At 70.9% G+C, this 25406-nt stretch carries 24 protein-coding genes; 2 read left to right on the forward strand and 22 right to left on the reverse strand.

What is annotated here, in order from left to right:
* Window positions 1–22: 22 nt before the first annotated feature.
* Window positions 23–2437 carry an alpha-L-fucosidase gene (locus tag FHU30_RS21925; protein WP_253878412.1) on the forward strand — a complete coding sequence of 805 codons (2415 nt, stop codon included), beginning with the start codon at window positions 23–25 and terminating at the stop codon, window positions 2435–2437.
* Between the two features lie 66 nt (window positions 2438–2503).
* On the opposite strand, the gene galT is transcribed toward FHU30_RS21925, so the two are convergent.
* Both galT and FHU30_RS21935 read right to left on the reverse strand, forming a co-directional pair.
* Complete coding sequence (galT, locus tag FHU30_RS21930; RefSeq protein WP_253878413.1) at window positions 2504–3517, reverse strand: galactose-1-phosphate uridylyltransferase; 1014 nt, start codon at window positions 3515–3517, stop codon at window positions 2504–2506.
* An 11-nt stretch (window positions 3518–3528) separates the two neighbouring features.
* Window positions 3529–4320, reverse strand: coding sequence for a DeoR/GlpR family DNA-binding transcription regulator (locus FHU30_RS21935; RefSeq protein ID WP_253878414.1), 792 nt, complete (start codon window positions 4318–4320; stop codon window positions 3529–3531).
* Window positions 4321–4477: 157 nt separating this feature from the next.
* Here FHU30_RS21935 and FHU30_RS21940 point away from each other — a divergent pair, with 157 nt between their 5' ends.
* Window positions 4478–5983 carry a right-handed parallel beta-helix repeat-containing protein gene (locus tag FHU30_RS21940; protein ID WP_253878415.1) on the forward strand — a complete coding sequence of 502 codons (1506 nt, stop codon included), beginning with the start codon at window positions 4478–4480 and terminating at the stop codon, window positions 5981–5983.
* A gap of 48 nt (window positions 5984–6031) precedes the next feature.
* Here FHU30_RS21940 and FHU30_RS21945 read toward each other — a convergent pair whose 3' ends face one another.
* The 20 genes from FHU30_RS21945 to FHU30_RS22040 all read right to left on the reverse strand — a co-directional run bounded on the left by FHU30_RS21945 (window position 6032) and on the right by FHU30_RS22040 (window position 25321).
* Window positions 6032–7900, reverse strand: coding sequence for a DUF5107 domain-containing protein (locus FHU30_RS21945; RefSeq protein ID WP_253878416.1), 1869 nt, complete (start codon window positions 7898–7900; stop codon window positions 6032–6034).
* A gap of 35 nt (window positions 7901–7935) precedes the next feature.
* The gene (locus FHU30_RS21950) at window positions 7936–8778 is read right to left on the reverse strand and encodes a carbohydrate ABC transporter permease (RefSeq protein ID WP_253878417.1); all 843 of its coding nucleotides are present in this window, start codon (window positions 8776–8778) and stop codon (window positions 7936–7938) included.
* A gap of 60 nt (window positions 8779–8838) precedes the next feature.
* Entirely contained in the window at window positions 8839–9801 is a 963-nt protein-coding gene (locus FHU30_RS21955) for a carbohydrate ABC transporter permease (protein ID WP_253878418.1), read from the reverse strand.
* Complete coding sequence (locus FHU30_RS21960) at window positions 9801–11096, reverse strand: ABC transporter substrate-binding protein (RefSeq protein WP_253878419.1); 1296 nt, start codon at window positions 11094–11096, stop codon at window positions 9801–9803. The genes FHU30_RS21955 and FHU30_RS21960 overlap by 1 nt, the downstream gene beginning before the upstream one ends.
* A 163-nt stretch (window positions 11097–11259) precedes the next feature.
* Window positions 11260–11667 (reverse strand): VOC family protein, encoded by a 408-nt coding sequence (locus tag FHU30_RS21965; RefSeq protein WP_253878420.1) that lies wholly within the window; start codon window positions 11665–11667, stop codon window positions 11260–11262.
* Between the two features lie 205 nt (window positions 11668–11872).
* Window positions 11873–12388 carry a hypothetical protein gene (locus FHU30_RS21970; protein ID WP_253878421.1) on the reverse strand — a complete coding sequence of 172 codons (516 nt, stop codon included), beginning with the start codon at window positions 12386–12388 and terminating at the stop codon, window positions 11873–11875.
* Between the two features lie 7 nt (window positions 12389–12395).
* Window positions 12396–13043 carry an Rv1363c family protein gene (locus tag FHU30_RS21975; RefSeq protein WP_253878422.1) on the reverse strand — a complete coding sequence of 216 codons (648 nt, stop codon included), beginning with the start codon at window positions 13041–13043 and terminating at the stop codon, window positions 12396–12398.
* Between the two features lie 16 nt (window positions 13044–13059).
* Entirely contained in the window at window positions 13060–13611 is a 552-nt protein-coding gene (locus FHU30_RS21980; protein WP_253878423.1) for a hypothetical protein, read from the reverse strand.
* 11 nt (window positions 13612–13622) lie between these two features.
* Entirely contained in the window at window positions 13623–14120 is a 498-nt protein-coding gene (locus FHU30_RS21985) for an Rv1363c family protein (RefSeq protein ID WP_253878424.1), read from the reverse strand.
* Complete coding sequence (locus FHU30_RS21990) at window positions 14120–15370, reverse strand: MlaD family protein (RefSeq protein ID WP_253878425.1); 1251 nt, start codon at window positions 15368–15370, stop codon at window positions 14120–14122. The genes FHU30_RS21985 and FHU30_RS21990 overlap by 1 nt, the downstream gene beginning before the upstream one ends.
* Window positions 15370–16371 carry an MCE family protein gene (locus FHU30_RS21995; RefSeq protein ID WP_253878426.1) on the reverse strand — a complete coding sequence of 334 codons (1002 nt, stop codon included), beginning with the start codon at window positions 16369–16371 and terminating at the stop codon, window positions 15370–15372. Before FHU30_RS21995 ends, FHU30_RS21990 begins: the two co-directional genes overlap by 1 nt.
* The gene (locus tag FHU30_RS22000; RefSeq protein ID WP_253878427.1) at window positions 16368–17375 is read right to left on the reverse strand and encodes an MCE family protein; all 1008 of its coding nucleotides are present in this window, start codon (window positions 17373–17375) and stop codon (window positions 16368–16370) included. The genes FHU30_RS21995 and FHU30_RS22000 overlap by 4 nt, the downstream gene beginning before the upstream one ends.
* Entirely contained in the window at window positions 17375–18406 is a 1032-nt protein-coding gene (locus FHU30_RS22005; protein ID WP_253878428.1) for an MCE family protein, read from the reverse strand. The genes FHU30_RS22000 and FHU30_RS22005 overlap by 1 nt, the downstream gene beginning before the upstream one ends.
* Window positions 18403–19443: an MCE family protein gene (locus tag FHU30_RS22010; protein WP_253878429.1), complete on the reverse strand. Its 1041-nt coding sequence runs from the start codon at window positions 19441–19443 to the stop codon at window positions 18403–18405. Before FHU30_RS22010 ends, FHU30_RS22005 begins: the two co-directional genes overlap by 4 nt.
* Window positions 19440–20708: an MCE family protein gene (locus FHU30_RS22015; RefSeq protein WP_253878430.1), complete on the reverse strand. Its 1269-nt coding sequence runs from the start codon at window positions 20706–20708 to the stop codon at window positions 19440–19442. The genes FHU30_RS22010 and FHU30_RS22015 overlap by 4 nt, the downstream gene beginning before the upstream one ends.
* Complete coding sequence (locus tag FHU30_RS22020; protein WP_253878431.1) at window positions 20705–21553, reverse strand: MlaE family ABC transporter permease; 849 nt, start codon at window positions 21551–21553, stop codon at window positions 20705–20707. The genes FHU30_RS22015 and FHU30_RS22020 overlap by 4 nt, the downstream gene beginning before the upstream one ends.
* Window positions 21554–22324, reverse strand: a complete 771-nt coding sequence (locus FHU30_RS22025) for an MlaE family ABC transporter permease (RefSeq protein WP_253878432.1) — start codon at window positions 22322–22324, stop codon at window positions 21554–21556.
* 11 nt (window positions 22325–22335) lie between these two features.
* On the reverse strand, window positions 22336–22878 hold the full coding sequence (locus FHU30_RS22030) for a hypothetical protein (protein WP_253878433.1): 543 nt from the start codon (window positions 22876–22878) through the stop codon (window positions 22336–22338).
* Window positions 22875–24179, reverse strand: a complete 1305-nt coding sequence (locus FHU30_RS22035; protein ID WP_253878434.1) for a lipase family protein — start codon at window positions 24177–24179, stop codon at window positions 22875–22877. Before FHU30_RS22035 ends, FHU30_RS22030 begins: the two co-directional genes overlap by 4 nt.
* Complete coding sequence (locus FHU30_RS22040; protein ID WP_253878435.1) at window positions 24176–25321, reverse strand: DUF6801 domain-containing protein; 1146 nt, start codon at window positions 25319–25321, stop codon at window positions 24176–24178. Before FHU30_RS22040 ends, FHU30_RS22035 begins: the two co-directional genes overlap by 4 nt.
* Window positions 25322–25406 lie beyond the last annotated feature (85 nt).

Genomic DNA, 25406 nt, shown 5'->3' on the forward strand with positions numbered 1-25406 from the left:
CCCCCACCTGGAGGAGTCCGCAATGGCAAGGAGCAAGGCAAGGCGTACGGCAAGGAGCGCGGCACGGAGCCGGCCGCGCTCGGTGATCGCGGCGCTCGCCACCGGCACGCTGGTGACGGCGGTCTGCGCGACCCCGGCGGTCGCGCAGGGCAACGGCGGCGACAACGGCCGGGGCAACGGCCACGGCCGGGGACACAAGGGTCATCACCGGAGCCTGGGCGAACCCGATTACACCCCGACGCCCGAGTCCCTGGCCAAGCACAAGGTCCCGGAATGGTTCGAGGATGCCAAGCTCGGCATCTTCATCACCTGGGGCGCGTACTCGGTCCCGGCGTTCGCGCCGAAGGACGGCAGCGGCAGCAAGTACGCCGAGTGGTACTGGTCCGAGATGAACCGGAAGGACAGCGCCACCCAGAAGTACCACCTCGCCAACTACGGCAAGGACGTCTCCTACGACGACTTCCTGAATCAGTGGAAGGCCGAGAAGTGGAACCCGGACGACTGGATGAAGCTGTTCAAGGCGGGCGGCGCGAAGTACTGGACGCTCGTCGCCAAGCACCATGACGGCATCGCGCTCTGGGACTCCGCCTACACCGACCGCACGACCGTGAAGTACGGCCCGCACCGCGACATCGTGAAGGACCTGGTGGACGCGGACGACAAGGGCGGCTACGGCCTCAAGAAGGGCATCTACTACTCCATGCCGGAGTGGTACAACCCGTCCGAGCCGGTGCAGTGGGGCGGCTGGTTCGGACGCGGTGCGCCGAAGAACCCGTTCACCGGCGAGCCCGTCCCGTACACCGGCGACAGGCCGGTGAAGGACTACGTCATGGACTACCAGTACCCGCAGATGACGGAGGTGGTGAAGAAGTACGACCCGGACGTCATCTGGTGCGACATCGGCGGCGTGAACAACGCCGACCGGTTCATGGCCGACTACTACAACCAGGCCAAGAACCGCGTGAATCCCAAGGAAGTCGCGGTGGACAACCGCTGCGGCAACAAGTCCTACGACTTCACCACGCCGGAGTACAGCGTGGAGAAGGACATCAAGACCGCCAAATGGGAGGCGAGCCGCGGCATCGGGATGTCCTACGGCTACAACGCCCAGGAGACGGCGGCCGACTACCTGACGGCCGACCAGCTCGTCACCAGCTTCGTCGACATCGTCAGCAAGAACGGCAACCTGCTGCTGGACGTCGGCCCGAAGGCGGACGGGACGATCCCCGACCCCCAGGCCGACCGCCTCAAGTCGCTCGGCTCCTGGCTGGCGACCAACGGCGAGGCGGTCTACGGGTCGCGGTACTGGACGCAGGCGGAGGACAGCGGATCGAACGTCCCGGTGCGGTTCGCCACGCAGCCGAACGCGTTCTATGCGACCGCGCTCCAATGGCCCGGAAGCAGCCTGAACCTGACCGCGCCCGTACCGGTGAAGGCCGGGGACGAGGTCCGGCTACTCGGCTACGACAAGCCGCTGGCCTGGACCAAGGACGCGCAAGGCCGTCTGGCGGTCACGATGCCGCCGCAGTCGGCTGTGAAGGCCGAGTCGGCGTACACGTTCCGGATCGCCGCCAAGGGCTACGACGCGTCCCGGGCCACGCTGCTCGGGGTGACACCGTCGGCGACGTCCGCCCACCCGGGTGAGACCAGCCACGTGACGGTGGACCTGGCGAACCGCGGCGACCGGTCCGCGCCGGGCGGAACGCTCAGCATCACCAACCCGTTCGGCGGCGCGCCGATCGTCCGCTCGTACCCGTCGCTCGCGGCGCACGGCCGGACGTCGGTCACCGTGGACGTCCCGGTGCCCGCCGGGACCGCGAGCGGCGACCACAAGCTCGCGGCGACCGCCACGGGCGGGTCCGAGACGTTCACCGCCGCTTCGGTGCTGCACGTCACCGGGCCGATGACGCGGGTGAGCCTGCCGTACACCGATGATGTGATCGCCTCGCCCGACGCTCCGACCGCCGGCGACTTCGGCGACGGCTACGCCTACGCCGGCCAGGAGCTCCCCGCCGCCGGGCCGGTCACGGTCGGGGACGTCCCGTACACCTTCCCGTCCGGTGCGGGGTCGGCCGCCAACGCGCTGGTCACGGCAGGGCAGAAGGTCGCCGTACCGGACGGCGCGTACAGCGGGCTGCACGTGCTGGCGTCGGCGTCCTACGGCCCGGCCGACATCACGGTCACGGCCACCTACACCGACGGCACGACGCGGGACCTGCGGCTCAGTGCCCAGGACTGGATGACCGGCGCGGGCACCACCGCGGCGGCGACGAGCCACCGCTACCACGCGGGGCAGCTCCAGGACGCCGTGACGAAGATCTACTCGCAGGCGCTGCCGCTCGATCCGGGCAAGCACCTGGCATCGCTGACCTTCGGCGGTTCGAGCCAGGGCGGCCACACCCGGGCCGACCTGTTCGCGCTCACGCTGGAGGGCTAGGGCACCGATGCGGTCCGCCCCCGCCGGTCTCCGGCGGGGGCGGACCCGTCTCTCAGGGGCGTGGCGTCAGAGGGCGCGGAGGCGGGCGGCGGCGTCCTCGGGGCGGACGTCGTTGAGGAAGGCGCCGGTTCCGGTCTCGACCGAGGCGAGGTACTTGAGCTTGTCGGCCGTCCGCTGCGGGGTGTAGACCTCGGCCCACAGGTGGGAGCGGTCGCGGGCCGACGGCGGCGCCTGGTGCCAGCCCGCCATGTACGGGACGGCCTGGTCGTAGAGGCGCCCGAACCGTCCGAGGACGTCGGCGTACAGGCCCATCAGCTCGTCCGCCTCGGGCTCGCCGAGCGCGACCAGGTCCGGGACGTGCACGCGCGGGACGATCTGGACCTGGTACGGCCAGCGCGCGGCGTGCGGGACGAACGCGACGAAGTTCGCGGTCTCGGCGACGACCCGCTCGCCGGTCGCCTCGCGCGCGACGATGTCGCAGAGGACGCAGCCGTCCTGCGCGAGGATCCGCTCGGTGCGCGGTGTCAGGTACGGGAAGGCGTAGATCTGGCCGTGCGGGTGGGAGAGCGTCGCGCCGATCTCCGCGCCGCGGTTCTCGAAGATGAACACCTCCGCGACGTCCGGGCGGGCGCCCAGCTCGCGGGTGCGGTCGGTGAAGGCGCGGGCGACGGTCGCGAGCCGCTCGGGCGGGAGGTCCGCGAAGGTCGCGTCGTGGTCGTCGGTGAAGCAGACGACCTCGCAGCGCCCGCCGGCCGGTCCGCCGAGGGACGGGAACCGGTTCTCGAAGATCGCGACGTGGTAGCCGTCCGCCGGGACCTCGCTGTCGGGGTGGCCGGGGCAGAGCGGGCAGGCGGCGCGCGCGGCGGCGTCGGCCTTCGGCAGGAACGTGCGGGTCTGCCGGTGCGCGGCGATCACGACGTGCTCGCCGGTCAGCGGGTCGAACCGCACCTCGGGACGCGGCTCGGACGGCGGCAGCTCGCGCCGGTCGGGCGCGGTGCGGTCCAGGCCCGGCACGTCGTCGAAGTAGATCAGCTCGCGGCCGTCGGCGAGCTTCACCGAGGTGCGGGCGCTGTCGGCCATGGGGTGCTTCCTCACGAGGGTCCGGTGCGGTGGACGGTCGCGCCCGCGTCGGCGAGCGCGGCGAGCTCGGCGGCGGGCGCGGCCGCGTCGGTGAACAGGTGCGCGATGCGTCCAGGCGGGACGGTCTGGAACAGCGCGTCCGCGCCGACCTTGGTGTGGTCGGCGAGCACGACGGGCCGCTCGGCGCACGCCGCTATCGCCCGGTCGGCGGCGGCGACGGCCAGGTGCGGGGTGGACAGGCCGCGCGCGGCGGTCAGCCCGTTCCCGGACAGGAACGCGTGCCGGACCCGGACCGTCCCGAGGAACGCCTCGGTCTCGGCGCCGACCAGCGCGCGGATCGGCCCGCGCAGCGTGCCGCCGGTGAGCACGACCTGCGCGGTGCGCGAGTCTGCGAGCGCCTCGGCGACGGCGAGCGAGTTGGTGATGACGGTGAGGCCGGGCACGGCCGCCAGTCGCAGCGCGAGCTGCCGTGTGGTGGTGCCGGGGCCGATGACGACCGCGTCGTCCGGGCCGACGAGCTCGGCGGCGGCCTCGGCGATGGCGGCCTTCTCGGCGACGGCGACGGCGGCCTTGTCCTGCTGGGTGGGCTCGTGCGCGAGGCCGCCGACGGGCGCGGCGCCGCCCCGGCTGCGGGTGAGCAGGCGGCGCTCCTCCAGGGTGCGCAGGTCGCGGCGGACGGTGGCCTCGGACGCGGACAGCTCCTCGGCGAGCGCCTGCAGCGGCATCGCGCCACGCTCGCGGAGCAGCCGGAGCAGCCGCTCGTGGCGCTCGGCGGCGAAGCGCGGCTGCGTCGCGTCGGTCACGGCTCACCTCCTATCGCTCACTAACGTACCACTTTCGAGCGAAACCGATCAGATGATCTCTCTCGATGAGCACTGCTGAACGAAAATGAGGTATTGCGCACAGTTTCGAGCATCTCTACGCTGCGATCATCCAACCCCACAGCGCCCCGGAGACCGCATGCGCACCCGCCTCCTCCTGACCTTCGGCGTCGCCGCCCTCGGCACGACGGCCCTGACCGCCGCCCCCGCCTCCGCCCTCAGCGGCGCCGCCCATTACGTGGACTGCTCCGCCGCGTCCGATGGGCGCGGCACCGCGCGCTCGCCCTGGAACACGCTCGCGTCCGTCAACGCTCACACCTTCGGACCGGGTGACCGGATCCTGTTCAAGCGCGGCGCGACCTGCACCGGAACGTTCGCCCCGCACGGTTCAGGTCGCCAGGGCGCGCCGATCCGGGCGGACGCCTACGGGCGCGGTCCGGGTCGTCCGGTCATCGGCGGAGCGGGCGCGCCGGACGCGATCGTCCTGCACAACCAGCAGTACTGGGAGGTCCGGAACCTCGAAGCCACCAACACCGCCGCGACGCCCGGCAAGCGGCGCGGCGTCCGGGTGAGCGGCGGCGACGCGGGGACGCTCCGGCACATCGTCCTGTCCGGGCTGGACGTCCACGACGTGAGCGGCGACGACAGCAAGGACGTCGGCGGCTCGGCCGGGATCACCGTCTGGGTCGAGGGCACGGCGACGCCGACCGTCTTCGACGACCTGCGGATCACCGGCAACCGCGTCGCGCACGCCGACCGGTCCGGGATCTTCCTGTTCTCCACCTGGAACCGGTCCGGCTGGGGCGGCGGCGCGAAGGGCGCCTACCACCCGTGGACGCGCGTCGCGGTCAGCGGCAACCGCGTCTCCGACATCGGCGGCGACGGCATCGTGGTCGGCAACGTCAAGGGCGCGGTCGTCGAGCGCAACCGCGTGGACGGCTTCCAGAAGCGGTCGGCCGGCTACAGCGCCGGGCTCTGGACGCACAACTCCGACGACGTCGTCCTGCAGCACAACGAGGTCTCCGGCGGGCACACCACCCGCGACGGCATGGCCTTCGACGTCGACCAGGACGCCTACGGGACGGTCTTCCAGTACAACTACAGCCACGACAACGAGGGCGGCTTCCTGCTGCTCTGCAACGCCGACGGCGCGGTGAGGAACGCGGTCGTCCGCTACAACGTGAGCGTCAACGACCGCTTCCGCGGCGTCGAGAACTGCGGCGGGACGATCGACAGCGCCGCCATCTACAACAACACCTTCTACATCGGTGACGGCGTCTCGCAGAACGTGGTCAACGAGAACAACACCAACCTCCGGAACGTCACCTTCGCCAACAACATCGTCGTGAAGCAGGGGTCCGGGACGGCGGTGTTCAAGCTGCTGTCGGGTGGTTACCGCGTCCAGAACAACCTGCTGAACGGCGTTGCGACGCCGTCCGGAGCAACCGGAACAATCACCGGCGATGCACGGCTCACCGCCCCGGGCGGCACGCGCCCCGCCGACTACCGAATCCGCCCCGGCTCGCCCGCGCAGCGCGCCGGCCTAACGATCGCCAACAACGGCGGCCGCGACTACTTCGGCAACCGCGTCCCACCCACCTGCACCCCCGACGTGGGCGCCCACCAGCTCTCCACCGGCTGCTGACACGCCAAAGGCGGCGGTCCCTTTTGGGGCCGCCGCCTTTGCGGTTGGCTATGCGGAGAACATGCGGAAGTCGTACTCGGTGGGTACTGGACGGTCTGGGTAGACGGCTTCCCATAGCGCGTCTAGCGAGACCTCGCCTTCCTTGAGGTTGTCCACCTCCAGGCCGGCGTCCAGGATCGCGCGCGCACGAGGCAGGTCCCCGGTCGCGACCGCTGCCCTGGCCTCCAGCAACCGGATGCGGCCCAACGCGCGGAGCGGCCCGGTCAGGCCGTCCACTAGGGCGAGCGCGTCGGCTGGACGGTCGGCTTCGAGGAGCAGCGTCAGTGCTTCCACGGCGAACGGGCGCGATTCGGGCAGCAGGCGGTGCGCTTCGATCAGCAGGTCGGGGTTGCCGTCCAGCTGGGCTAGGGCCCTCAGCGTCCAGGGGGTGCGGCGGAGTTCCAGGGAGCGCTGCCAGGCCGTCCGCGCAGCCTCGGGTTCGCCGTCGGCGAGCCGGACGAGCCCGAGGTGGTACAGCGCGTGCCAGTCCTCGGCGTGCTTCTCCAGCAGGTCGCGCCACGCCTGGCCGACGATCGGGGCGGCGGGCGGCTCGCTCGCCGGGAGCGTTCCACTGCTGAGCAGCTCCAGCCAGGGCCGCTGCTCGTCGCCGATCTCACCGGGCGGCAGGCCGGAGTCGGGCAGCTCGGCGCGCGCGGCGACCTCCAGCGCGAGCCATCCCGAACCGTGCGAAAGCGTCCGCTCGGGTGGACCAACGCTGGTCTGGGCTGCTCGCTGCAGGTCGGCGGTGGTGACGAGGCGTTCGAGGGCCTCGGCGGCGGCCGTCCGGGCCTGCTCCCACGGGCCGTGGACGCGTTCGGGGTCGGCCTCCAGCAGGCCGTACGCCTCGGTCCACTCCCAGGTCGTCCGGCCGGGCATCGGCACGTGTTCCAGCTGCGTGCGGGCGAGCCCGGCCTGGATCTCCAGGTAGCGCGCGTCGGGGCCGCTCAGCCACTCCTGCCAGCGCTCGCCGCCTGTGCCCGTCCCCCAGTGGAACAGTTTGCGGCCGCGCAGTCTGGCCGTGGACGCCTGGACGAGCCCCCGCCCCTCGCCGTCCAGCGCGGCGACCCACGGACGGCGTCCGTCCGGGATGTCGAAGAAGTAGTCGGCCGAGCCCTTCACGCGCGTGGTGTAGCTGCGGTCGACGCCGTCCAGTTCGGGGAAGCCGACGCGGCGCAGCGAGCCTTCGTACCCGAAGTAGTAGGCCGCGTCTGCGGGCGCGAGGACGCGCACGTCCGGCGCCTCCGGGACGGCGATGTTCGACCACCAGTAGAGCGGCGTCTCCTCCTCGCACGCGTTCCGGACCCGGACCCGCACGTACAGGACGGGCGATCCGGCGGGCAGCCACGCGTCGATGCACAGCGTCAGCCTGCGCTGCCGCTCGAACTCGTACATGCGCAGCACCGGCGTGCCGTCCTGCGCGGTCACCCGGACGGCGTGCAGCGGCTCGCAGGTCAGCGGCCAGTGCCCGGTCGTGCCGAGGTTCCACTCCACTCCCCCGGCGAGCCACGCATCGCGCAGCGCCAGGTTCGCGGGCTGGACGACGGGGTTGCGGTGCAGCAGCTCGCGTCCGGACGGCCTGTGCACGAGCGACCAGAGCCGTCCGCCGAGGCCGGGCAGGAACGTCGCGGTCAGCACGTCGCTCTCCAGGACCACCGACGGGATCCTCTGGACGGTCCGCCGCCGGTCGTAGCCGTCCTGCCGGGTGTAGGGGAGCATCGTCGGCGGCTTCCCGTAGACCAGCTGCGCGGCCATCTCCGGATCCGCCTCGGCGATCTCGGACGGCGGCGCCGATACCGGGACGGGCCGGTGCACCGAGGGGAGCGTCCCCGCACCCGGCAGGGCGGCGGGGACGCTCAGGGTCTCTTGACGAAGCTCCATCACTTCCCGATGCCCCATCACTTTCCGATGCCCTGTCACTTTCCGATTCCGACGGTCATGCCTTGGATGATGCGCGTGCCGAGCCAGGAGAACAGCGCGACCAGCGGCGCGAGGATGATCGTCATCCCGGCGAACAGCGCGCCCCAGTCCATGCCGCTGAACTGCTGCGACTGGACGAAACCGATCAGCGCGACCGGCAGCGTCCCCTTGTCGCCCTGCATGAGCACGACCGCGAACAGCGTCTCGTTCCAGTTGGCGATGAACTGGAGCAGGAACGCGGTGATCAGCCCGCCGCGCACGACGGGCAGGACGACCTGGACGAACGTCCGCACGCCGGACGCGCCGTCGATCGCGGCGGCCTCCTCCAGGACGCGCGGCACGCTGGCGAAGAAGCCGGTCAGCAGGAACACGGTGAACGGCAGCGCGAGCGCGGTGTAGACGAGGATCAGGCCGGTGTAGCTGTTGGTGAGCTGGACCTTGGCCAGGCCGACGAACAGCGGCACGACCAGCACCTGGCCGGGCACGCCGAGGCCCATGGCGAACACCAGGGTCAGCGCGTTCGACATGCGGTTGCGGCGGCGGACCAGCGCGTACGCGCACGGCGCGGACAGCACGATCGCCAGCACGGACGCCACCGTCGCGACGTAAACGCTGGACAGCGCGGCCTTGGAGAAGCCGCCCTGGTTCCACGCCTTCGCGAAGTTGTGCCAGCGCGGCGAGGTCGGCAGGCCGAACGGGTGCTGGAAGATATCCCTGGTGTCGCGCAGCGCGGTCAGGAACACCCAGGCCAGCAGCAGCAGCGTGACCGCGACCAGGAGCCAGACCAGGCCGCGGCCGACGATCTTCAGCGGCGCGGGCCGCCGCGGGAGGATCTGCACGGGGGGCTCCCTAGAACTGGATGAGGATCTGCACGGTTGTTCCGAGATGCACGGTCGCCCCTAGAACTGGATCGGGTCGCGGCGCATCAGACGGCGCAGCGCGAGGGTGAAGACGGCGACCATGAGCAGGCTGACGATCGCGGCCGCGGCCGCCAGGCCGAGCTTGGGCACCGCGCTCTGCGGGAACGCCGACTGGTACACGTACATCGCCGTCGTCCAGGACTTGACCGACGGGTTGGTGTTGGCGGTGCCGAACAGCAGCACGATCTCGAAGATCTTCACCGACGAGACCGTCCAGAGGACGGCGCAGACCGACACCACGTCCCACGACAGCGGCAGCGTGATGTGCCGGAACTTGCCCCACGCGGACGCGCCCTCCAGCTCGGCCGCCTCGTACAGGTAGGGCGGGATCTGGTCCACGGCGGCCATGATGATCGTGGTGTAGTAGCCGGTCGCCGACCAGATCACGATCGCGGTGATCATGCTGAACGAGTTGTCGGTGGACAGCCACTTCGGCGGGTCGTCCACGCCGGCCCAGCGCAGCGCGGTGTTCACCGGCCCGGACGGGTGGAAGATGAACCCGGCGGACGCGCCGAACACCATCGCGTTCACCAGGCAGGGGAAGAACAGCGCGGAGCGGGCGAACATCCGCCCCCACATCTCGCGCAGCGCCAGCGTCAGCGCGAACGCGATCGCGAACGTGACCAGGCCGCCGACGACCAGGATCGTCAGCGTGTTCTCCAGCGAGGTGTGGAAGGTCGGATCGTCGATGAGGGTCTGGTAGTTGCCGAAGCCCTTCCAGGTCTTCTCCCCCATCCCGTCCCACTTGTACAGGCTGATGTAGGCCGAGTACGCGATCGGGACGAGGAACAGGACGGTGTAGAACAGCAGCGCCGGCGCGGCGAACGGCCAGAACAGCCGGCGCTGCTGGCGCTCCAGCGGGTCGCGTCCCGTCCCGGAACGGCGGGACGCCCCCGCCCGGGACCCACGGGTCCGGGCGGGGGCGGGAACGGTGGCGGTCATCAGCCGGTGGCCTTCACGTAGGTCTCGTGGGCCTTCTTCACGGCCGCGACGAACTGCTCGGGCGTGGACTTGCCGTGCAGCAGGTCGAGCCAGGCCGGGTACAGCACCTTGTCGCCGTAGTCGCCGTCCATGTTGTCCTGCATCGCCCGGGACGGGTTGCTCTGCAGGATCTTCTGGACGTCGGCCAGCTCGGCCGGGGCCGGGATGTCGTCGCGCGGGGTGATGTTCTTCGCCTCGGTGGCGATGCCGGACAGGTTGTCCTTCTTGAGGAAGTCGGCGATGAACTTCTTCGCCGCGTCCGCGTGCTTGGCGCGCTTGGGCACCGAGAACCCGAACATGATCGCGTTCGCCTCGGCCGGGCCGCCCGCCTTGGCGGCCGGGAAGTTGATCGCCGAGAACTTGAACTTGGCCGCGCGCTGGGTGGCGGTCTCGCTGTCGACCCAGGAGCCGTTCAGGAAGAACGCGGCCTTGCCCTGCGCCCAGTTGGTCTCCTGCGCGGGCAGCTTGGACGCGTCGTACCCCTTGAGGAAGTAGCCGCCCTTGACCAGCTTCTCCACGTTCCGCGCGGCGGCGAGCACCGCCGGCGAGTCCCAGCCCGCGCCGGACTTGTCGGTGGAGATCTTGCCGAGGCTGCCGCCCTCGCGCGCCAGCAGGTAGTCCAGCCACAGCGAGCTGGACCAGCCGTCGTCGCCCTCGGTGGTGAAGCACGCCTTGCCCTTGGCCTTGAGCGTGTCGCACAGCTTGACCAGGTCGTCCAGGGTGGCGATCTTGGACGCGCCGGCCAGCGCCGGGTCCGCGCCGTCGTAGTAGAGGTTCGCCGAGACCAGCTCGTAGGGGACGATCCACTTCTTGCCGCCGTCCGGCCCGGCGGGGAGGGTGTCGGTGTACTTGGCGGTGATGACGTCCGAGACCTTCTTGCCCTCGCCCGGCACCTGCGCGTCGTACACCGAGGACAGGTCCGCGGCCTGGCCGTTCTTCACCGTGTTGGAGAAGATCACGTCCGCGCCGTTGTCCCACAGGTCGGGGGCCTGGTTGGCGGCGATCGCGGGACCGATCTTCTTGCGGACGTCCCGGCCCTGCCAGACGATCTTGACCTTGGCGCCGGACTCCTTCTCGTACCGGTCCACGGCGGCCTTGATCACCTTGGCCTGCGGTTCCTCCTGCCGCCACATCGACCAGTAGGTGAACTCACCGCCCTTCCCGCCGCCGTCGCCAGAGCCGCCGCACGCCGCGAGGGCGAGGCCGCCGACGAGGGCCAGGGAGACCAGCCCTGCCGACGCCTTGGTCTTGCGCATGAGATGCACCTTTCCGGGGGTTCGCGTGCGTGAACGGTAAGGCGCAACCGATCAGCAGAGCAAGACCTGCGTGCAAAATGTTGCACGCTTTACCGGTCATAGGTGCATCAGCGCGCAGCCCTCGCGCACCACCCGGCACGCGAGGCCCACGCGTCACAGGGCCTCAGCCCGCGTTGATATTGACCATCCACTCGATCCCGTAGCGGTCGGTGCACATCCCGAACTCGTCGCCCCACACCTGCTTCTCCAGGGGCATCTGGACGGTCCCGCCCTCGCTCAGCCCGTCCCAGTATCGCCGCAGCTCAGCGCCGTCTTCCCCGCTGAGCGAGCAGGTCACGTTGCCCGCGCTACGAGCGGGCATGCCGGGCGCCACGTCCGACGCCATCAGCGTGAACCCCGAGTCGGTCACGAGCATGGCGTGCATGACCCGGTCCTTCAGCGCGGGGTCGTTCTGCCCGAAATCCCCGAACGCCCGAACGTCCAGATCCCCGCCGAAAACCCTGTGGTAAAGCTCCATCGCCTGACGTGCCTGCCCGTCGAACGACAGGTACGGATTGAGACGCGACACCATGTGCTCCTCCTGTCACTGATCGCTACGATCGTCGCAACCAGCCCCCAGGAGAACCACAATCAACCCCCCACCCCCACCCCCCGTTTAAGCAAAACCGCTAGGCAGGGGGTGGCGCTGCGGTAGGGCGTTGGCACGCCGACGCCCGGCGGAAGGCGCGCTTCCGCCGGGCGAGGGTTGTGGGCCGCCGGTCGTGGACCGGCGGGCGTCAGGAGCCGCCTAGGGGGTCTAGGGCGGATATTTGCCAGTGGGCGTTTCGGCGGACGGCGTCTACTGCGAGGACGGCGCCTACGTCGGTGGTTTTGCCTGTGGTGCCGCTGGCGCTGCGCTGGTCGAGGAAGAGCAGGAGGCGGGCGCGGTCGTCCTGGAGGGTGCGGACGGCGGCGTCGGTGACGGTGGTGGTGAGGACGAGCTTCTGGGACGGGCCGTCACGGCGGATGCCCGCGAGCATCGTGTCGTACTGCTTGACGGCCTGGCCGGTGAGGAGGGTCTTGGCGGCCTGGTCGGTCTTGGTGGGGGCGGCGGCGTTGTAGGAGAACAGGGTGTTCGCGGCCTCGCTGATCTGGCCCTTGACCTCGGCGGTCCGGGCGCCGTTGGCGAGGGCGGCGTTGCGGGCGGCGGGGGTGCTGTTCAGCTTGCCGGTCTCGGCGTGCGCCCAGGCGGCGCCGGAGCCGAGGACGATCGTCGCGGCGGCGAGCAGGGCGGGGAGTCGGGGGATGCGCATGGCGACCTCAGCTTCCGACGGGGGCCTGGCCGAGCGCGCTGATCTTCCAGCCGCCGGGCGTGCGGGTGAGTTCGCCGATGAGGCGGCTGCGCTTGACCACCGGGTCGCCCTTGGGCGGCGTCACGGTGATCTGGATGGCGACGATGACGCGCGCGCGGCCCGCGTGCTCGTCCAGCTCGGTGACCGCGCCCTCCAGGACCTTGCCGGTCGTCACCGTCTGCGCCTGCTGCACCTGCTGGGTGAACTGCGTCTTGCCCTGGGCGATGTCGTTGTAGAGGTCGGAGGTCGCCGAGTCCTGCCACGCCTTGAGCGACCGGTCCACCTGCCGGTAATCGAGGGTGTTCAGGTTCTGGATCTCCTGCTCGGCCGTGTTCAGCACCCGGTCGCGCAGCACGGAGTAGTGCCGGGCGTCGTCGTGCGCGGCGGCGTACCAGGTCCACGAAGCCCAGGCGAAGGCGATCGCGGCGATCGCGCACAACGCCGCCGAAACAGGGCGCAGCACGTCCCGGCTTGCGGAGGGCTTCGGAGCGCTCTTCTCGTCGCCCGCCTTCTTCGCGGCAGGCTTCTCGGACTCCTCGGCGGTCTCTGGTTCCGGGGACTGCTCGGTGTCGGGCTTCTCGTCCGGTGGGGATTTTGAGGTGGTTTCGGCGGGCATGGCGGGCTCCGGAGGGTCAGAGGGACTTGAGGACGCTGATGCGCCACTGGCCGTCGTGCAGTTCGGCGGTGACCGCGAGCTGCGCGGGGGCGGGGGTGCCCGCAGGCTGGCCGGCCCGGGTGGCGGTCTGGTCGAGGAAGACCACCAGGTGCGCGGTATGGCCGGTGAGGCTGACCAGCCCGGCCCGGACGACGCGGGTGCGCAACGCGAGGCGCTGCTGCGGGGCCTGCTGCTTCACCACCGAGAACAGGCGCTTGTAGTCGGCGGCGGCGCGTCCGGTCAGGGTGTCGGCGGCGGCGCGTTCGGCGTTCGCGGTGTCGTCGGGGCCGTAGGTGAACACGCGGGCCAGGGCGTCGCTGACGTCCCCGATGGCCTTGGTGGTCGCGTCGGTGTCGAGCAGGGCGCGGTTGGACGAGACGGGCCCGCCGCGCGCGGTGTCGTGCAGCGCGAACAGGCCGCAGCCGGCGAGGGCGAGCACCAGTGCGGCGGCGAGCGTCGCGTAGGGGCGGCGGGGCCTCGTGGCGGGCTCCTCGGTGGTTTCTTCGTCGATGTCGACGATGGAGGTCACGGGGCTCCTTCCTAGCGGGCGCTGACCGGGATCACGGTGAGCGACTGGAGCCGCCAGCCGGCCGGGGTCCGGGCGAGGCCCGCCTCGTAGCGCTTGCGCTGGACGGTCGGGGCGCCGCCGGCGGACGGGGTGAGCGTGATCCGGACGGCGGCGACCAGCCGGGCGGTGCCCGAGCGGGCGTCCAGCGAGGTGACGGCGGCCGCGTCGACGGTCGCGTCGGCGGCCATCCGGCCCTGGACGATCTTCTGCTTGTCGGCCGGGGCCTCGCGCTGGAGCTGGTCGCGCAGCGGGCCGGTGGAGGCGTCCTGCCAGCGCTTGAGGCCGTCGTCGGGACGCGTCCAGTCCATGCTGTTCAGGGCCGCGACCTGCGCGGACCCGACCTTGAGGACGGTGTCGCGGTCCTTGCCGAGGTCGCCGAGCGGCGACCGGTAGGCCTGGTAGAGCGACCAGCCGGACCAGCCGAGGAACACCAGGGCGAGGGCGAGCAGGACGCGGGCGGTCCAGCGCATCAGCGGCCTCCTTGGACGCCGAGGAGTCCGGCCATCCCGGTGGGCGCGCCGGACGGCAGGTTGGGCAGGCCGAGCGCGCCGGGCAGCGTCGGGTCGACCGCGCCGCTCAGCACCGAGCCGGGCCGGGCGGGAGTCGGGACGCCGCCGTCCGGCGCGTTGCCCGGGCCGCGCACGTCCACCCCGGACGAGGCGGGCAGCGCGCAGCGCGCGGCGGTGTTGAGCGGAGGCCCGGACGAGGTGTCCAGGCCGTTGCGGTAGCGGGTGCCCTCGTAGCCGCGGGTGCAGGGCAGCGGCTGGAAGAACGTGGTGACCATGCCGAACTGGAGCCGTCCGTCCTTGATGACCGAGTTGCCCGCGGCGACCGCGCGCGGCGCCTTGACGAGCAGCTCCTCCATGCCGCCCACCCGGGTGACCAGCAGGTCCGAGGTGGTGAGCAGGTTCGCGATCAGCACGCTGAGCTGAGGGTCCACATCGCGGACCAGGCCGGCGAACTGCTCGCTGGCGCCCGGCGCGGCGGCGACGACGCGGCGGAAGTCGCCGTCGGAGTCGCGCAGCTGCCGGGCGAGGAGCCTGGCGTTGCGGCCGAACGACTTCAGCGCGTCCGCCTCCTGGTTCTGCGTGCCGAGGACGGTCTCGCTGTCGGTGATCAGGTCCTTGGTCGGCTGGACGTGCTCGTCGGCGGCGCGGGTGAACGCGCGGCCCTGGTCGAGCAGCGCCTGGAGGTTCTGGCTCTGCCCGTTGAAGGCGAGGCCGAGCTCCTGCACGACCGTGCGCATGTCGTCCAGCGGGACCGATCCGGCGAAGTTGGTCAGGCTCTGCAGCAGGTCCGTGACCGGCGCAGGAGTCGAGGTCGCGGCGCGCGCGATGTGCGAGCCGTTCGCCAGGTACGGGCCGCCGCCGCGGGTCGGGCGCAGGTCGATGTACTCCTCACCGACCGCCGACCGGTTCGCGACGTTGGCGGTCAGGTCGGCGGGGATGCGCGGGGCGTTCTTCTTGATGCGCAGCTCGGCGACCACGCCGTCGTCGGTGAGCCGGATCGGTCCGACGCGTCCGACCGAGACGCCGTGGTAGGTGACGTCGGCGTAGCGGGCCAGGCCGCCCGCCTGGGCGAGCTCCACGTTGACGGTGTAGTAGTCGCGGTAGCCGACGTAGCCGCCGAGCGCGGCGTACTTCACGCCGACGAACGCCAGCGTGACCACCGCGATCACGCAGAAGCCGATGACTTTGACCCGGGTGGCGAGTGTGATCATTACTTCCCCCCGACCGGCGGGACGACCGTGGTGCCGTCCACCGCGGTCACCCTCAGGTAGGTGTTGAGGTAGTCGCCCTTGACCGCGGGCATCACCGAGTCGGTGAACGGATAGGTCAGCAGCACCTGCAGCGCGTTCGGCAGGTCGTCACCGGACTGGGCGAGGCGGCGCAGCGTCGGCTCCAGGGCCTTGAGGTCGGCGACCAGGTCGGCGCGGCTGCGCTGCACCGTGTTCACCGCGACCCCGGACAGCCGGTCGAGGGCCCGGAGCATGTCGACCAGCGCGCCGCGCTGCTGCTCCAGCACCTTCAGGCCGGGCGTCAGGTCATCGATCGCCCGGTTGAGCTGGTCGCGGCGGCCGTTCACGGTCGCCGACAGCCGGTTCAGGCCGTCCAGCGCGTCGGTGATGCCGTTGCGGTTGGCGTTGAGCGTGGAGCTGAGGTGCGCGACCTGGCCGAGCAGGTCCTTGACCTGCGGCTCGTTGCCGTTGAGCGCCTTGTTCAGCTCGGTCGTGATGGTGTGCAGCTGGTTCAGGCCGCCGCCGTTCAGCAGCATCGACAGCGCGCCGAAGACCTCCTCGACCTCCGGGTTCCGGTTCGTCCGGTCCTCGGGGATCGTGGCGCCGTTGCCGAGGCGGCCGGTGGCCGACCCCTGCGGCGGCGGGGCGAGCGCGATGTACTTCTCCCCCAGCAGGCTCGACTGCTTGAGCTGGGCGTAGCTGTTGGCGGGCAGGTTCACGTCGCCGTTGACGACCAGCGTCACCTCGGCGGTCCAGCCGTTCTTCGGCAGGGACACCTTGGTGACGCGGCCGACGGCGACGTCGTTGACCTTCACCGCCGACTGCGGGACCAGGTTCAGCACATTGGAGAACCGGGCCTTGATGGTGAAGGGGTGCGAGCCGACGTCGGCGCCGCCGGGCAGCGGCAGGCTGGTCACGCCGCCGGACGCGCAGCCCGACAGCGTCCCGGCGGCGAGGATCCCGGCCACCACGCGGACGATCATTGGCCGCCTCCGTCCGTCGGTGCCAGCGGCACGGGCGGTGTACTGAGCTCGTTGAGGTCGCCGCGTCCCATCAGCGTCCCGGTCTTCGGGTCGTAGGCGTTGAGGACGTTCCCGACGTTGAGCGCCTGCGCGTCCAGCGCCTCGCCGAGGGACTTGCGCTGGTCCACCAGCAGCTGCGTGATGGTGGCGAGCTTGCCGACGTCGGTGCGGATCAGGTCGCGGTTGTCCTTGATGAACGTCCGGACCTTGGTGAGCGCGTCGGCGAGCTGGTGCAGCGCCGCAGCGAGGGTGTTGCGGTCGGCGGCGAGGTAGCCGGTGACGTCGGCGAGGCTCTGCTCGGCCTGCCGCACCTGGTCGTCGTTGGTGCGGAGCATCCCGGTGAACTTCTGCAGGTTGTCGACCGTGGAGAACAGGTCGCGCTGCGTGCCGTTCAGCGTGCGGGCGGCCTTGCCCAGCTCCTGGACGGTCGTTCCCATCGACTGGCCGTTCCCGGCGAGGTTCGCCGCGCCGGTGTGCAGCGCCTGCCCGAGCACGCCGTTCTTGTTCAGCCCGTTGGGGCCGAGGTCGTTGGCGAGCTTCCCGACCGTCTGGTACAGCGTGTCGATCTCGATCGGCACGCGGGTGCGGTCCTGCGGGATCACCCCGCCGGACCGCATCTTCGTCCCGCCGGTGTAGGCGGGCGCGAGCTGGACGTACCGGTCGGCGACCACGCTCGGCGCGATGACCACCGCGCCCGCGTCGGCCGGGACGTCCACATCCCTGTTCACCCGCAGGACGACCTTCACCCGGGACGGCTCGGGCCGCACCGACTTGATCGTCCCGACCTTGACGCCGAGGACGCGGACGTCCGACCCGGAGTAGACGCCGACCGCCTGCGGGAAGTAGGCGGTCACGTCGTAGCCGGGGGTGCCGAGCGGCACCATGCTCAGCCCGGCGGCGAGCGCGACGGCGACCAGCGCCGACGCCCCCGCGAACAGCACGCGGTTCACGCGCGTGGCGGCCATCAGCTGCCTCCTTGCTTGGGCGGCATGCAGCCCTTCGCCGGGGGCGTGCCGGGCGGCAGGTAGTTCTTGGGGACGACCCCGCACAGGTACCCGTCCATCCAGCGGCCGTTGCCGAGCGCGTTGCCGAGCAGCCGGGTGTAGGGGCCGGCGAGCGCGAGCGCCCGGTCGAGGTCGGCCTTGTTGCGCTCCAGCAGCGTGGTGACCTTCTCCAGGGAGCGCAGCGCCGGGGCGAGCTGCGCCTGGTTGTCGTCGACCAGCCCGGACAGCTGCTCCGACAGGTTCTGCGTCCCGACGAGCAGGCCGTGCACCGCGTCGCGGCGGCGGCTGAGCTCACCGAGCAGCAGGTTGCCGTCGCGCAGCAGGGTCTGGATCTGCTGGGTCTGGCCGGCCATCGTGCCGGAGAACCTGTTCGCCGACTGGAGCAGCTCGCGCAGCTGCGCGTCCCGCTTCGAGACGGTCTTGGAGAAGGCCGTGACGCCGGTCAGCGCCGTGCGGATCGCGGGCGGCGTGTTCTGGAACGTCCCCGACAGGCTCTGCAGGCTCTGCGCCAGCTTCGCCGAGTCGAGCTGCTGGAGCGACCCGCTGAGGTCGTCGAACGCCTCGGTGACGTCGTACGGCGCCATCGTCCGGTCCGAGCCGATCACGGCGGACGGCCGCTGCGGACGGCTCCCCAGCGGGTCCAGGGCCAGGTACTTGTCGCCCAGCACCGTCTTGATCGCGATCGCGGCGGTGCTGGCGTCGCCGACCCAGGTGTGCCGGACGCGGAAGGAGACCCGCACCTTGCCCAGGTGCAGCTTCACGCTCTGCACCGTGCCGACCTTCACCCCCGCGACCCGCACCTCGTTGTCGGGACGCAGCCCCGCGGCCTCGCTGAAGTCGGCCGTGTAGGTCGTCCCGCCGCCGATGACCGGCAGGTTCTGGGCCTGGAACGCGGCCGCGCAGACGATCACGAACAGCGTCATGCCGACCAGGTACACCAGGATCGGGTTCCGGTCCCGGACGGGCTTGAACAGCGGCTTGTGGCGGCTCATCCGCGGCACCTCGCCTCGGTCAGCGGGATCCCGGTCGGCGGCGGCCGGTGCGAGTCGTCGTACTGCTTGTAGGAGACGCCCGAGAGCCTCGCCTCGCACATGTACAGGTTCATCCAGGACCCGTACGAGCCGAGGCGCGTGAGGGTCGCCGTCTTGGTGGGCAGCATCCGGAGGAACCTCTCGACGGTGCCGGAGTTGTCGGCCAGGTTCTTCGACAGCGCCCCGAGCTTGTCGATGTCCGCGCGCAGCGGCTGCCGGCCCTCGCCCAGCAGGCCCGCCGTGCTGTTGGTCAGGTCGTCCAGGGCGCTGACCGCGTCCCCGATCGCCTGCCGGTCCGACGCCAGGCCGGAGACGAGCTTGCGCAGCGTGGTGACCAGGTCGACCAGGCGTCCGGACCGTCCGTTCAGGTCGGACAGGACGGCGTTCAGGTTCGTGACGACCTCGCCGATCACCTGGTCGCGGTTCGCGATCGTCTTGGTGAGCGACCCGACCGTGGTGAGCAGCGTCTCCATCGTCGGGCCCTCGCCCTGGAACACCTTGACCAGCGAGTCGGCGAGCTTGTTCACATCGCCCGGCGACAGCGCCTGCATCAGCGGCCGGAACCCGTTGAACAGCTGGGTCAGGTCGAGCGCGGGCCGGGTGCGGTCCAGCGGGATCGTCGAGCCGGGCTTCAGCTCGCCCGTCCCGCCGGCGCCCCGGTCCAGCTCGACGTACCGCTGGCCGACCAGGTTCAGGTACTTGATCGTCGCGGTCGCGGTGAGCGGGACGCTGCGCCCGTGCTCGACGGAGAACGTCACCAGCGCCACGCGCCGGTCGGTGACCGAAACGTGGTTCACCCGTCCGATCTGGACGCCCGCGACCCGGACGCTGTCGCCCGACCGCAGCCCGGACGCGTCGCTGAACCGGGCCTTGTAGGAGTCGGTCGCGCCGACCTGCGTCTGCGCGATGCTCACCGCCAGGACCGCGGTCGCCAGGCCGGTGAAGGCCGTGAACAGCAGCGACTTGACCAGCGGCTTCATCATGCTGCGCGACTTCATCGCACGGTCACCTGCCGTCCTCGGTAGACCGGGCCGAGCAGCACGCTGCTCCAGTCCGGCAGGTTGCCCGGCACCTCGTCCAGGCCGGGCGCGACGAGCTCGTTGACCAGCTCGTTCTCCTCCGGCGAGTTCGGCAGCCCGAGCCCGCCGCGGCGCACCGACGCGGTCCGCGCCGTCGCGCCCTTGTACGGGACGGGGTAGCAGTTCGGGCCGTCCTTGGCGGTGAAGCGCGGCGCGTCCTTGCCCGGCTTGTACCAGCCCTTCGACTGGACGGTCGTGACGTCCACCCGCAGGCCCGGCGTCTTGGTGCCCTTGCCGACGGCCTGGTCCATGAGCGGGATGAAGTCGTTCAGCATCCGCAGCATGCAGGGGAACTCGGGCGAGTACTTCGCCATCACCTGGAGGCTCGGCTTGCTGTCCACGCTCAGCCGGATGATGTTGGCCGAGTTCTCCTTCAGGAAGTCGTACATGTCCTGGGACGCCGACGTCACCGACGAGTACACCGTGCTCAGCCCGGCCTGCTGGTCGACGAGCGTGCGGCTGGTGTAGGTCGCGTCGTCCATCGCCTGGAGGATGTCCGGGACGGCCTCGGTGTAGTTCTGCGTGACCTTCGCCAGCTCGGTGATGTCCCTGCTGAGCGTCGGCACGGTCGGGTTCATCTTCTTCAGGTAGGCGTCCAGCTCGACCATCGTCTGGCCGATCTGCGTCCCGCGCCCGCTGAGGGCCTGCGAGATCGCGCTGAGCGTGACCGACAGGTCGGCGGGCCGGACGGCGGTGAGCAGCGGCAGCATCTTGTCCATGACCTGCTGCAGCTCGATCGCGTTGGACGAGCGGTCCTGGCTGATCACGTCCCCGGCGCGGAGCCGGCGCGGCCCCGGCGACGCGGGCGGGATCAGCGCCACGAACCGCTGCCCGAACAGCGTCGTCGGCATCATCTGCGCGGTGACGTCCGCGGGCACCAGGTGCAGCTTGTCCGGCTGGATCGCCAGCGTCAGCGTCGCCCCCGCCCCGGTCGCGTGGATCTTCCGGACCTCGCCGATCGGCACCCCGCGCAGCTTCACGTCCGCGTACGGGTGCAGGCCGTTCCCGGTGCTGGCGGTGTGCAGCGTCACGGTCGCGACGGTCGTGAACTTCTTGTCGTAGACCGCGACCGACAGCGCCACCAGCAGCGCCGGGACGAGCAGGAACACCACTCCCGCCAGGCGCCGCTTCACGACCTCGGCGTTCTCGCTGGGCCTTCGCCGCTGCCCGCCTCGGCGTATCATCCCGCCACCTTCACCGTGGTCGTCGTCCCCCAGACGGCCAGGCTCATGAAGAAGTCGGTCAGGCCGATGAGCAGGATCGACGTGCGGACGGCCTTGCCGACCGCCTGCCCCACCCCCGCCGGGCCGCCGCGCGCGCGGAACCCGTAGTAGCAGTGCGACAGGATCACCATCACGCTGAACACGAACACCTTGAGGAACGACAGCAGCACGTCGATCGGTGACAGGAACAGCCCGAAGTAGTGGTCGTAGGTGCCCGCCGACTGCCCGTTGAACAGCACCGTGACCAGGCGCGCCGAGACGTACGACGACACCAGCCCGATCCCGTACAGCGGGATGATCGCGACCGTGCCCGCGACGATCCGGGTCGTGACGAGGTACGGGAGGCTGGGGATGCCCATCACCTCCAGCGCGTCCACCTCCTCGTTGATCCGCATCGCGCCGAGCTGCGCGGTGAAGCCCGCGCCCACGGTCGCCGACAGCGCCAGGCCGGAGACCAGCGGCGCGATCTCGCGGGTGTTGGCGTAGGCGGAGGCGAACCCGGTGAACGCGGCCGACCCGATCTGCTGCAGCGCCGAGTAGCCCTGCATGCCGACCACCACGCCGGTGGCCAGGGTCATCGCGATCATGACGCCGAGGGTGCCGCCGACCACGCCGAGGCCGCCGCTGCCGAACGCCACCTCGGCGAGCAGCCGCTGCACCTCCTTGAGGTAGCGGCGGATCGCGCGCGGCGTCCACAGCAGCGCCTTCAGGTAGAAGACGAGCTGGTCACCGGGCTGGTCGAGCCAGGCGAAAAGGCGGCCCGGGCTGGCCAGCGTGCGGCGGAAGGAGCTCGGGAGGAGCGCCATTCACCCTCCCTTCGGCGGGATGATCTGGAGGTAGACGGCGGTGATGATCATGTTGACGACGAACAGCACCAGGAACGCGAAGACCACCGACTGGTTCACCGCGTCCCCGACGCCCTTGGGCCCCTTGCCGGGGTTCAGGCCGAGGTAGGACGCCACGACCCCGGCGACGAAGCCGAAGATCAGCGCCTTGAACTCGCCCACGTACAGGTCCGGGAGCTGGGCGAGCGCGGAGAAGCTCGCCATGTACGCGCCCGGCGTCCCGTCCTGGAGGAACACGTTGAAGAAGTAGCCCGCGGCGACGCCGACGACCGAGACCAGCCCGTTCAGCAGGAACGCGACCGCCATGCAGGCGACCACGCGCGGCACGACCAGCCGCTCGACCGGGGAGACGCCGAGCACCTTCATGGCGTCGATCTCCTCGCGGATCGTCCGGGATCCCATGTCGGCGCACATCGCCGACCCGGCCACCCCGGACACCAGCAGCGCCACCACCATCGGGCTGGCCTGCTGGATGATCACCAGCACGCTCGCCGCGCCGGTGAACGACTCCGCGCCGAGCTGCTGGATCAGCGACCCGACCTGCAGCGACGTCACCGCGCCGAACGGCACCGACACCAGCGACGCCGGCAGGATCGTGACGCTCGCGATGAACCAGAACTGGTCCACGAACTCGCGGAACTGGAACCGCGTCCGGAACAGCAGCCCGATCACCGTCGCGCCGAGCTGGAACACCTGCCCGATCGTCCGCATGGCGTTCACCGGGAACGCCATCGCCCGGGCGATCACAGCTTGTTGGCCTTGCAGCTGGGGGCGTCGTCGAACGCGGAGTTCAGCTTCGCGTTGGTGCGGAGGTCCTTGACGGGGCCCTGGTAGGTGGTGAACCGGGACATCGCCGGGCTCGCCTTCGCGACCGCCTTCTGGAAGCCGACGACGTTGTTCACCGGGGCCTTGCCGACGTCCGTGCGGACCCCGGTGACGGCGGTCTGCGCGGACCGGAGATTGCTCATCGCCAGGTCGTAGGTCTTGCCGCCGTTGTCGACCGGCGGGAGCCCCGCGCCCTTGAGCGCCAGCTCGACCCGCTGGAGCCGCAGGTTCAGGCTGTCCAGGAAGTTCAGGTAGCCGGTCTTGACGACCTTGGCGTTCTTGCCGTTCCCGAAGTTCGGCAGCGGCAGCTTGTTCTGGCCGACGGTGTCGCAGACCTTGGCCGCCCAGGCCGTCGCCTTGGAGTTCTTGTCGCCGCCGCCGCCGCACCCCGCGGCCGAGGCGGCGAGGACCGCCGCCGCGGCGGCGGTGGCGAGGAGCCGGCGTGTCGCTTGGCGTGTCATGAGGACGCTCCTTGTGGGGTGGTGGGACAGTTCGAGCTCGCGGGCACGCCGTTGAGCCGGTCGGTCAGGAAGGCGAGCGCGTCGGCGTTGCCGCGTCCGACGAGGGTGATGTGGGACAGGCCGTCCCAGGGCTTCCAGGTGAGCTTCACGCCGAGCGCGCAGTACTTGTCGCGGAGCCGCGACGCCTGCGGGTAGGCCACGATCTCGTCGGTCGTCGAGTGGTACTGGTAGACCGGCACCTTGATCGCCGCCGAACCGAGCCGGTTCTCCTTGGCATGCGTGAGCCAGGCGGAGTCACCCAGGGGGCTGTTGGTGAAGTAGTCGTCCACGGACTTGCTCTGGAAATTCAGGAGCAACTCCAACGTGCAGGAGTCCCCTTCGAGCTGCTGGCGAGCCTGCTTGCCCGCATCGCTCAGGACGTTGTCGAACTGGACGTCCGGGTAGGCGTTGTGCAGTCCGAGCAGGGCGTAGAACAGGAAGCCGAACGCCTTCGAGCCGTCCAGGGCGAGCGCGACCGAGACGATGTCGCCGGGCACTCCCCCGGCGGTGATGCCCTGGAGGTTCAGTTCGGGGGCGTAGGCCGGCTGCAGTTCGCCCGCCCACATCGCCGCGCCGCCGCCCTGCGAGTACCCGTGGACGAGCACCTTGGCGTCCTTGCTGAGCTTCGCCTCGGGGAGCCGCTGCGCCGCGCGGACGGCATCGAGGACGGCATGGCCTTCGTCGCGTCCGGTGATGTAGGTCGTCGTCGGGTTCGCGTGGTAGCCCGGGTAGTCCGGGACGGCGACGGCCCAGTTGCGCTTGAGCAGCTCGTTCAGCATCGCCTGCTCGTAGAAGATGCCGCCGTCGATCATCTTGGACGGCGCGCAGCGGAACGCCGGACCGGACGTGCCGGGCGCCATCGCGACGATCGGCATCGTCGCCGGGTCGGCGCCCTTCGGGACCAGGATCGTGCCGGTCTCGGCGATCAACTGGTCGTGGGTGTCCTTCGACAGGTACATCACCTGCCAGGCGTCGGCGAGCGACCGCGCGGTCGGCGGACCGGCCTTGGCCGGACGGGCCCGGATGACGTCGCCGGGCTGGCCCGCGGGAACCGGGCTCGGCGGGGTGTAGAACGCGTCGCCGGGCGGTCCGGGGTCCGTTCCGGCCGGGAGGCCGCGCGCTTCGCTCGGGAGCCGGGCTTCGTGGGCGAACGCGCCCGGCGCGAAGACGACCAAGGCGAGCGCGGCGAGGACGGCCAGGGCAGACGCGACGATCGTCCGGAACGTCCCGGCGCGGAGCAGGTCGTCGTGCGGGCGGGTCACTGCGTCCTCCCGTTCAGGGGCGTGACGGTCACGGTCGGCTGCGTCACCGGGGAGCCAGCGAGGCTGATCGTGTTGCCCAGCCCGCTGATCAGGGGGCTGATCAGGTCGTTCAGCGCTCCGCATCCGGTGAGTGCGGGAAGGGCGTAGGTACCGGTGAGGTCGCCGCCCGCGGTCCGGCTGAAGTTCGGGGAGGTGAGCGCGATGTTGGCGGGTGCGCTCGTGTGGCAGTCCGTCCCGCCGCCGAGTTCGAGGCCGAACACCTTCACCGAGGGGACCGAGATGTCCGTCTTGGCGTCGGCGGTGAGCTTGCCGTCGGCGGCGAGCGTCCCGGTCGCGGGCCCGGCCGGTTGGAAGGCCAGGTCGGCGGACGCCGGGATGAGGCCGAGGAGTGCGACGGCGGCGGTCGCCGGGTTGAGCATCAGCTCGCCGGTGAAGGTTCCGGCGTCCTGGAAGGCCGGTTTGAACGATCCGGTGAGCGGCGCGACCGCGCCGGTCGTCTTCAGGGTCGTGGTGCCCTTGAGGGCGAAGCCCTTGTCCGCGTCGGCGGCCGGCACGATCTCGGGCTCGGCGAGGACGTTGTTCTGGCCGGGGTCCTGCGTGCACTCCGACTCGAAGGTCAGCAGGCCGGTCTCGGTGCCGTCCGCGAGCTTCGGGTCGAGCGTCAGCAGCAGGTCGCCGACCACAATCTTCGCGTGGCCCGGTTCGTCGAAGGTGAGCGAGGGGGTCGAACCGTCCGCCTTGACCGGGAATTCGCCCGAGTCGGGAATCGGCGTGCTCGCGATCGGCAGGAACGCGCGGACCTTGAGCCCGTTCGGGTAGCCAGGCGCTACGACACTGGCATAGGCGGTCGCGGTGCCCTCGATCTTGGCCGCGTAGACCGCGCGGAGCCCGCGCGTCGCGGCCGCGTTCACCAGCGACACCGAGGAGATCGTGAACCTGGGGGTCGGCTCGCCGACCTTGATCGTTTTTGGGATGTCGGCCTTGACGTCCACCTTCACGGGCTGGGACCCGATGAGGGGGTAGTTGCAGTGGTAGTTCAGCGTCAGCGAGACCTGGTCGGCCCGCGCGGGGGTCGCAGGGGCCACGGCGGGCAGCATCGCCACCGTCGCCAGGGCGGCCGCCCCGAGGAGTCGCTCGATCATGGTTCTCGCTTCCGTCCGATGTCAGGAAGGGGGCCGGTCGCCGGGTGCGGGGGGACCCCCGCCGCCGCAGGTGGGTGCGGCGGCG

It is taken from the genome of Actinomadura rupiterrae (genome assembly GCF_024172125.1).
GTDB lineage: Bacteria > Actinomycetota > Actinomycetes > Streptosporangiales > Streptosporangiaceae > Spirillospora > Spirillospora rupiterrae.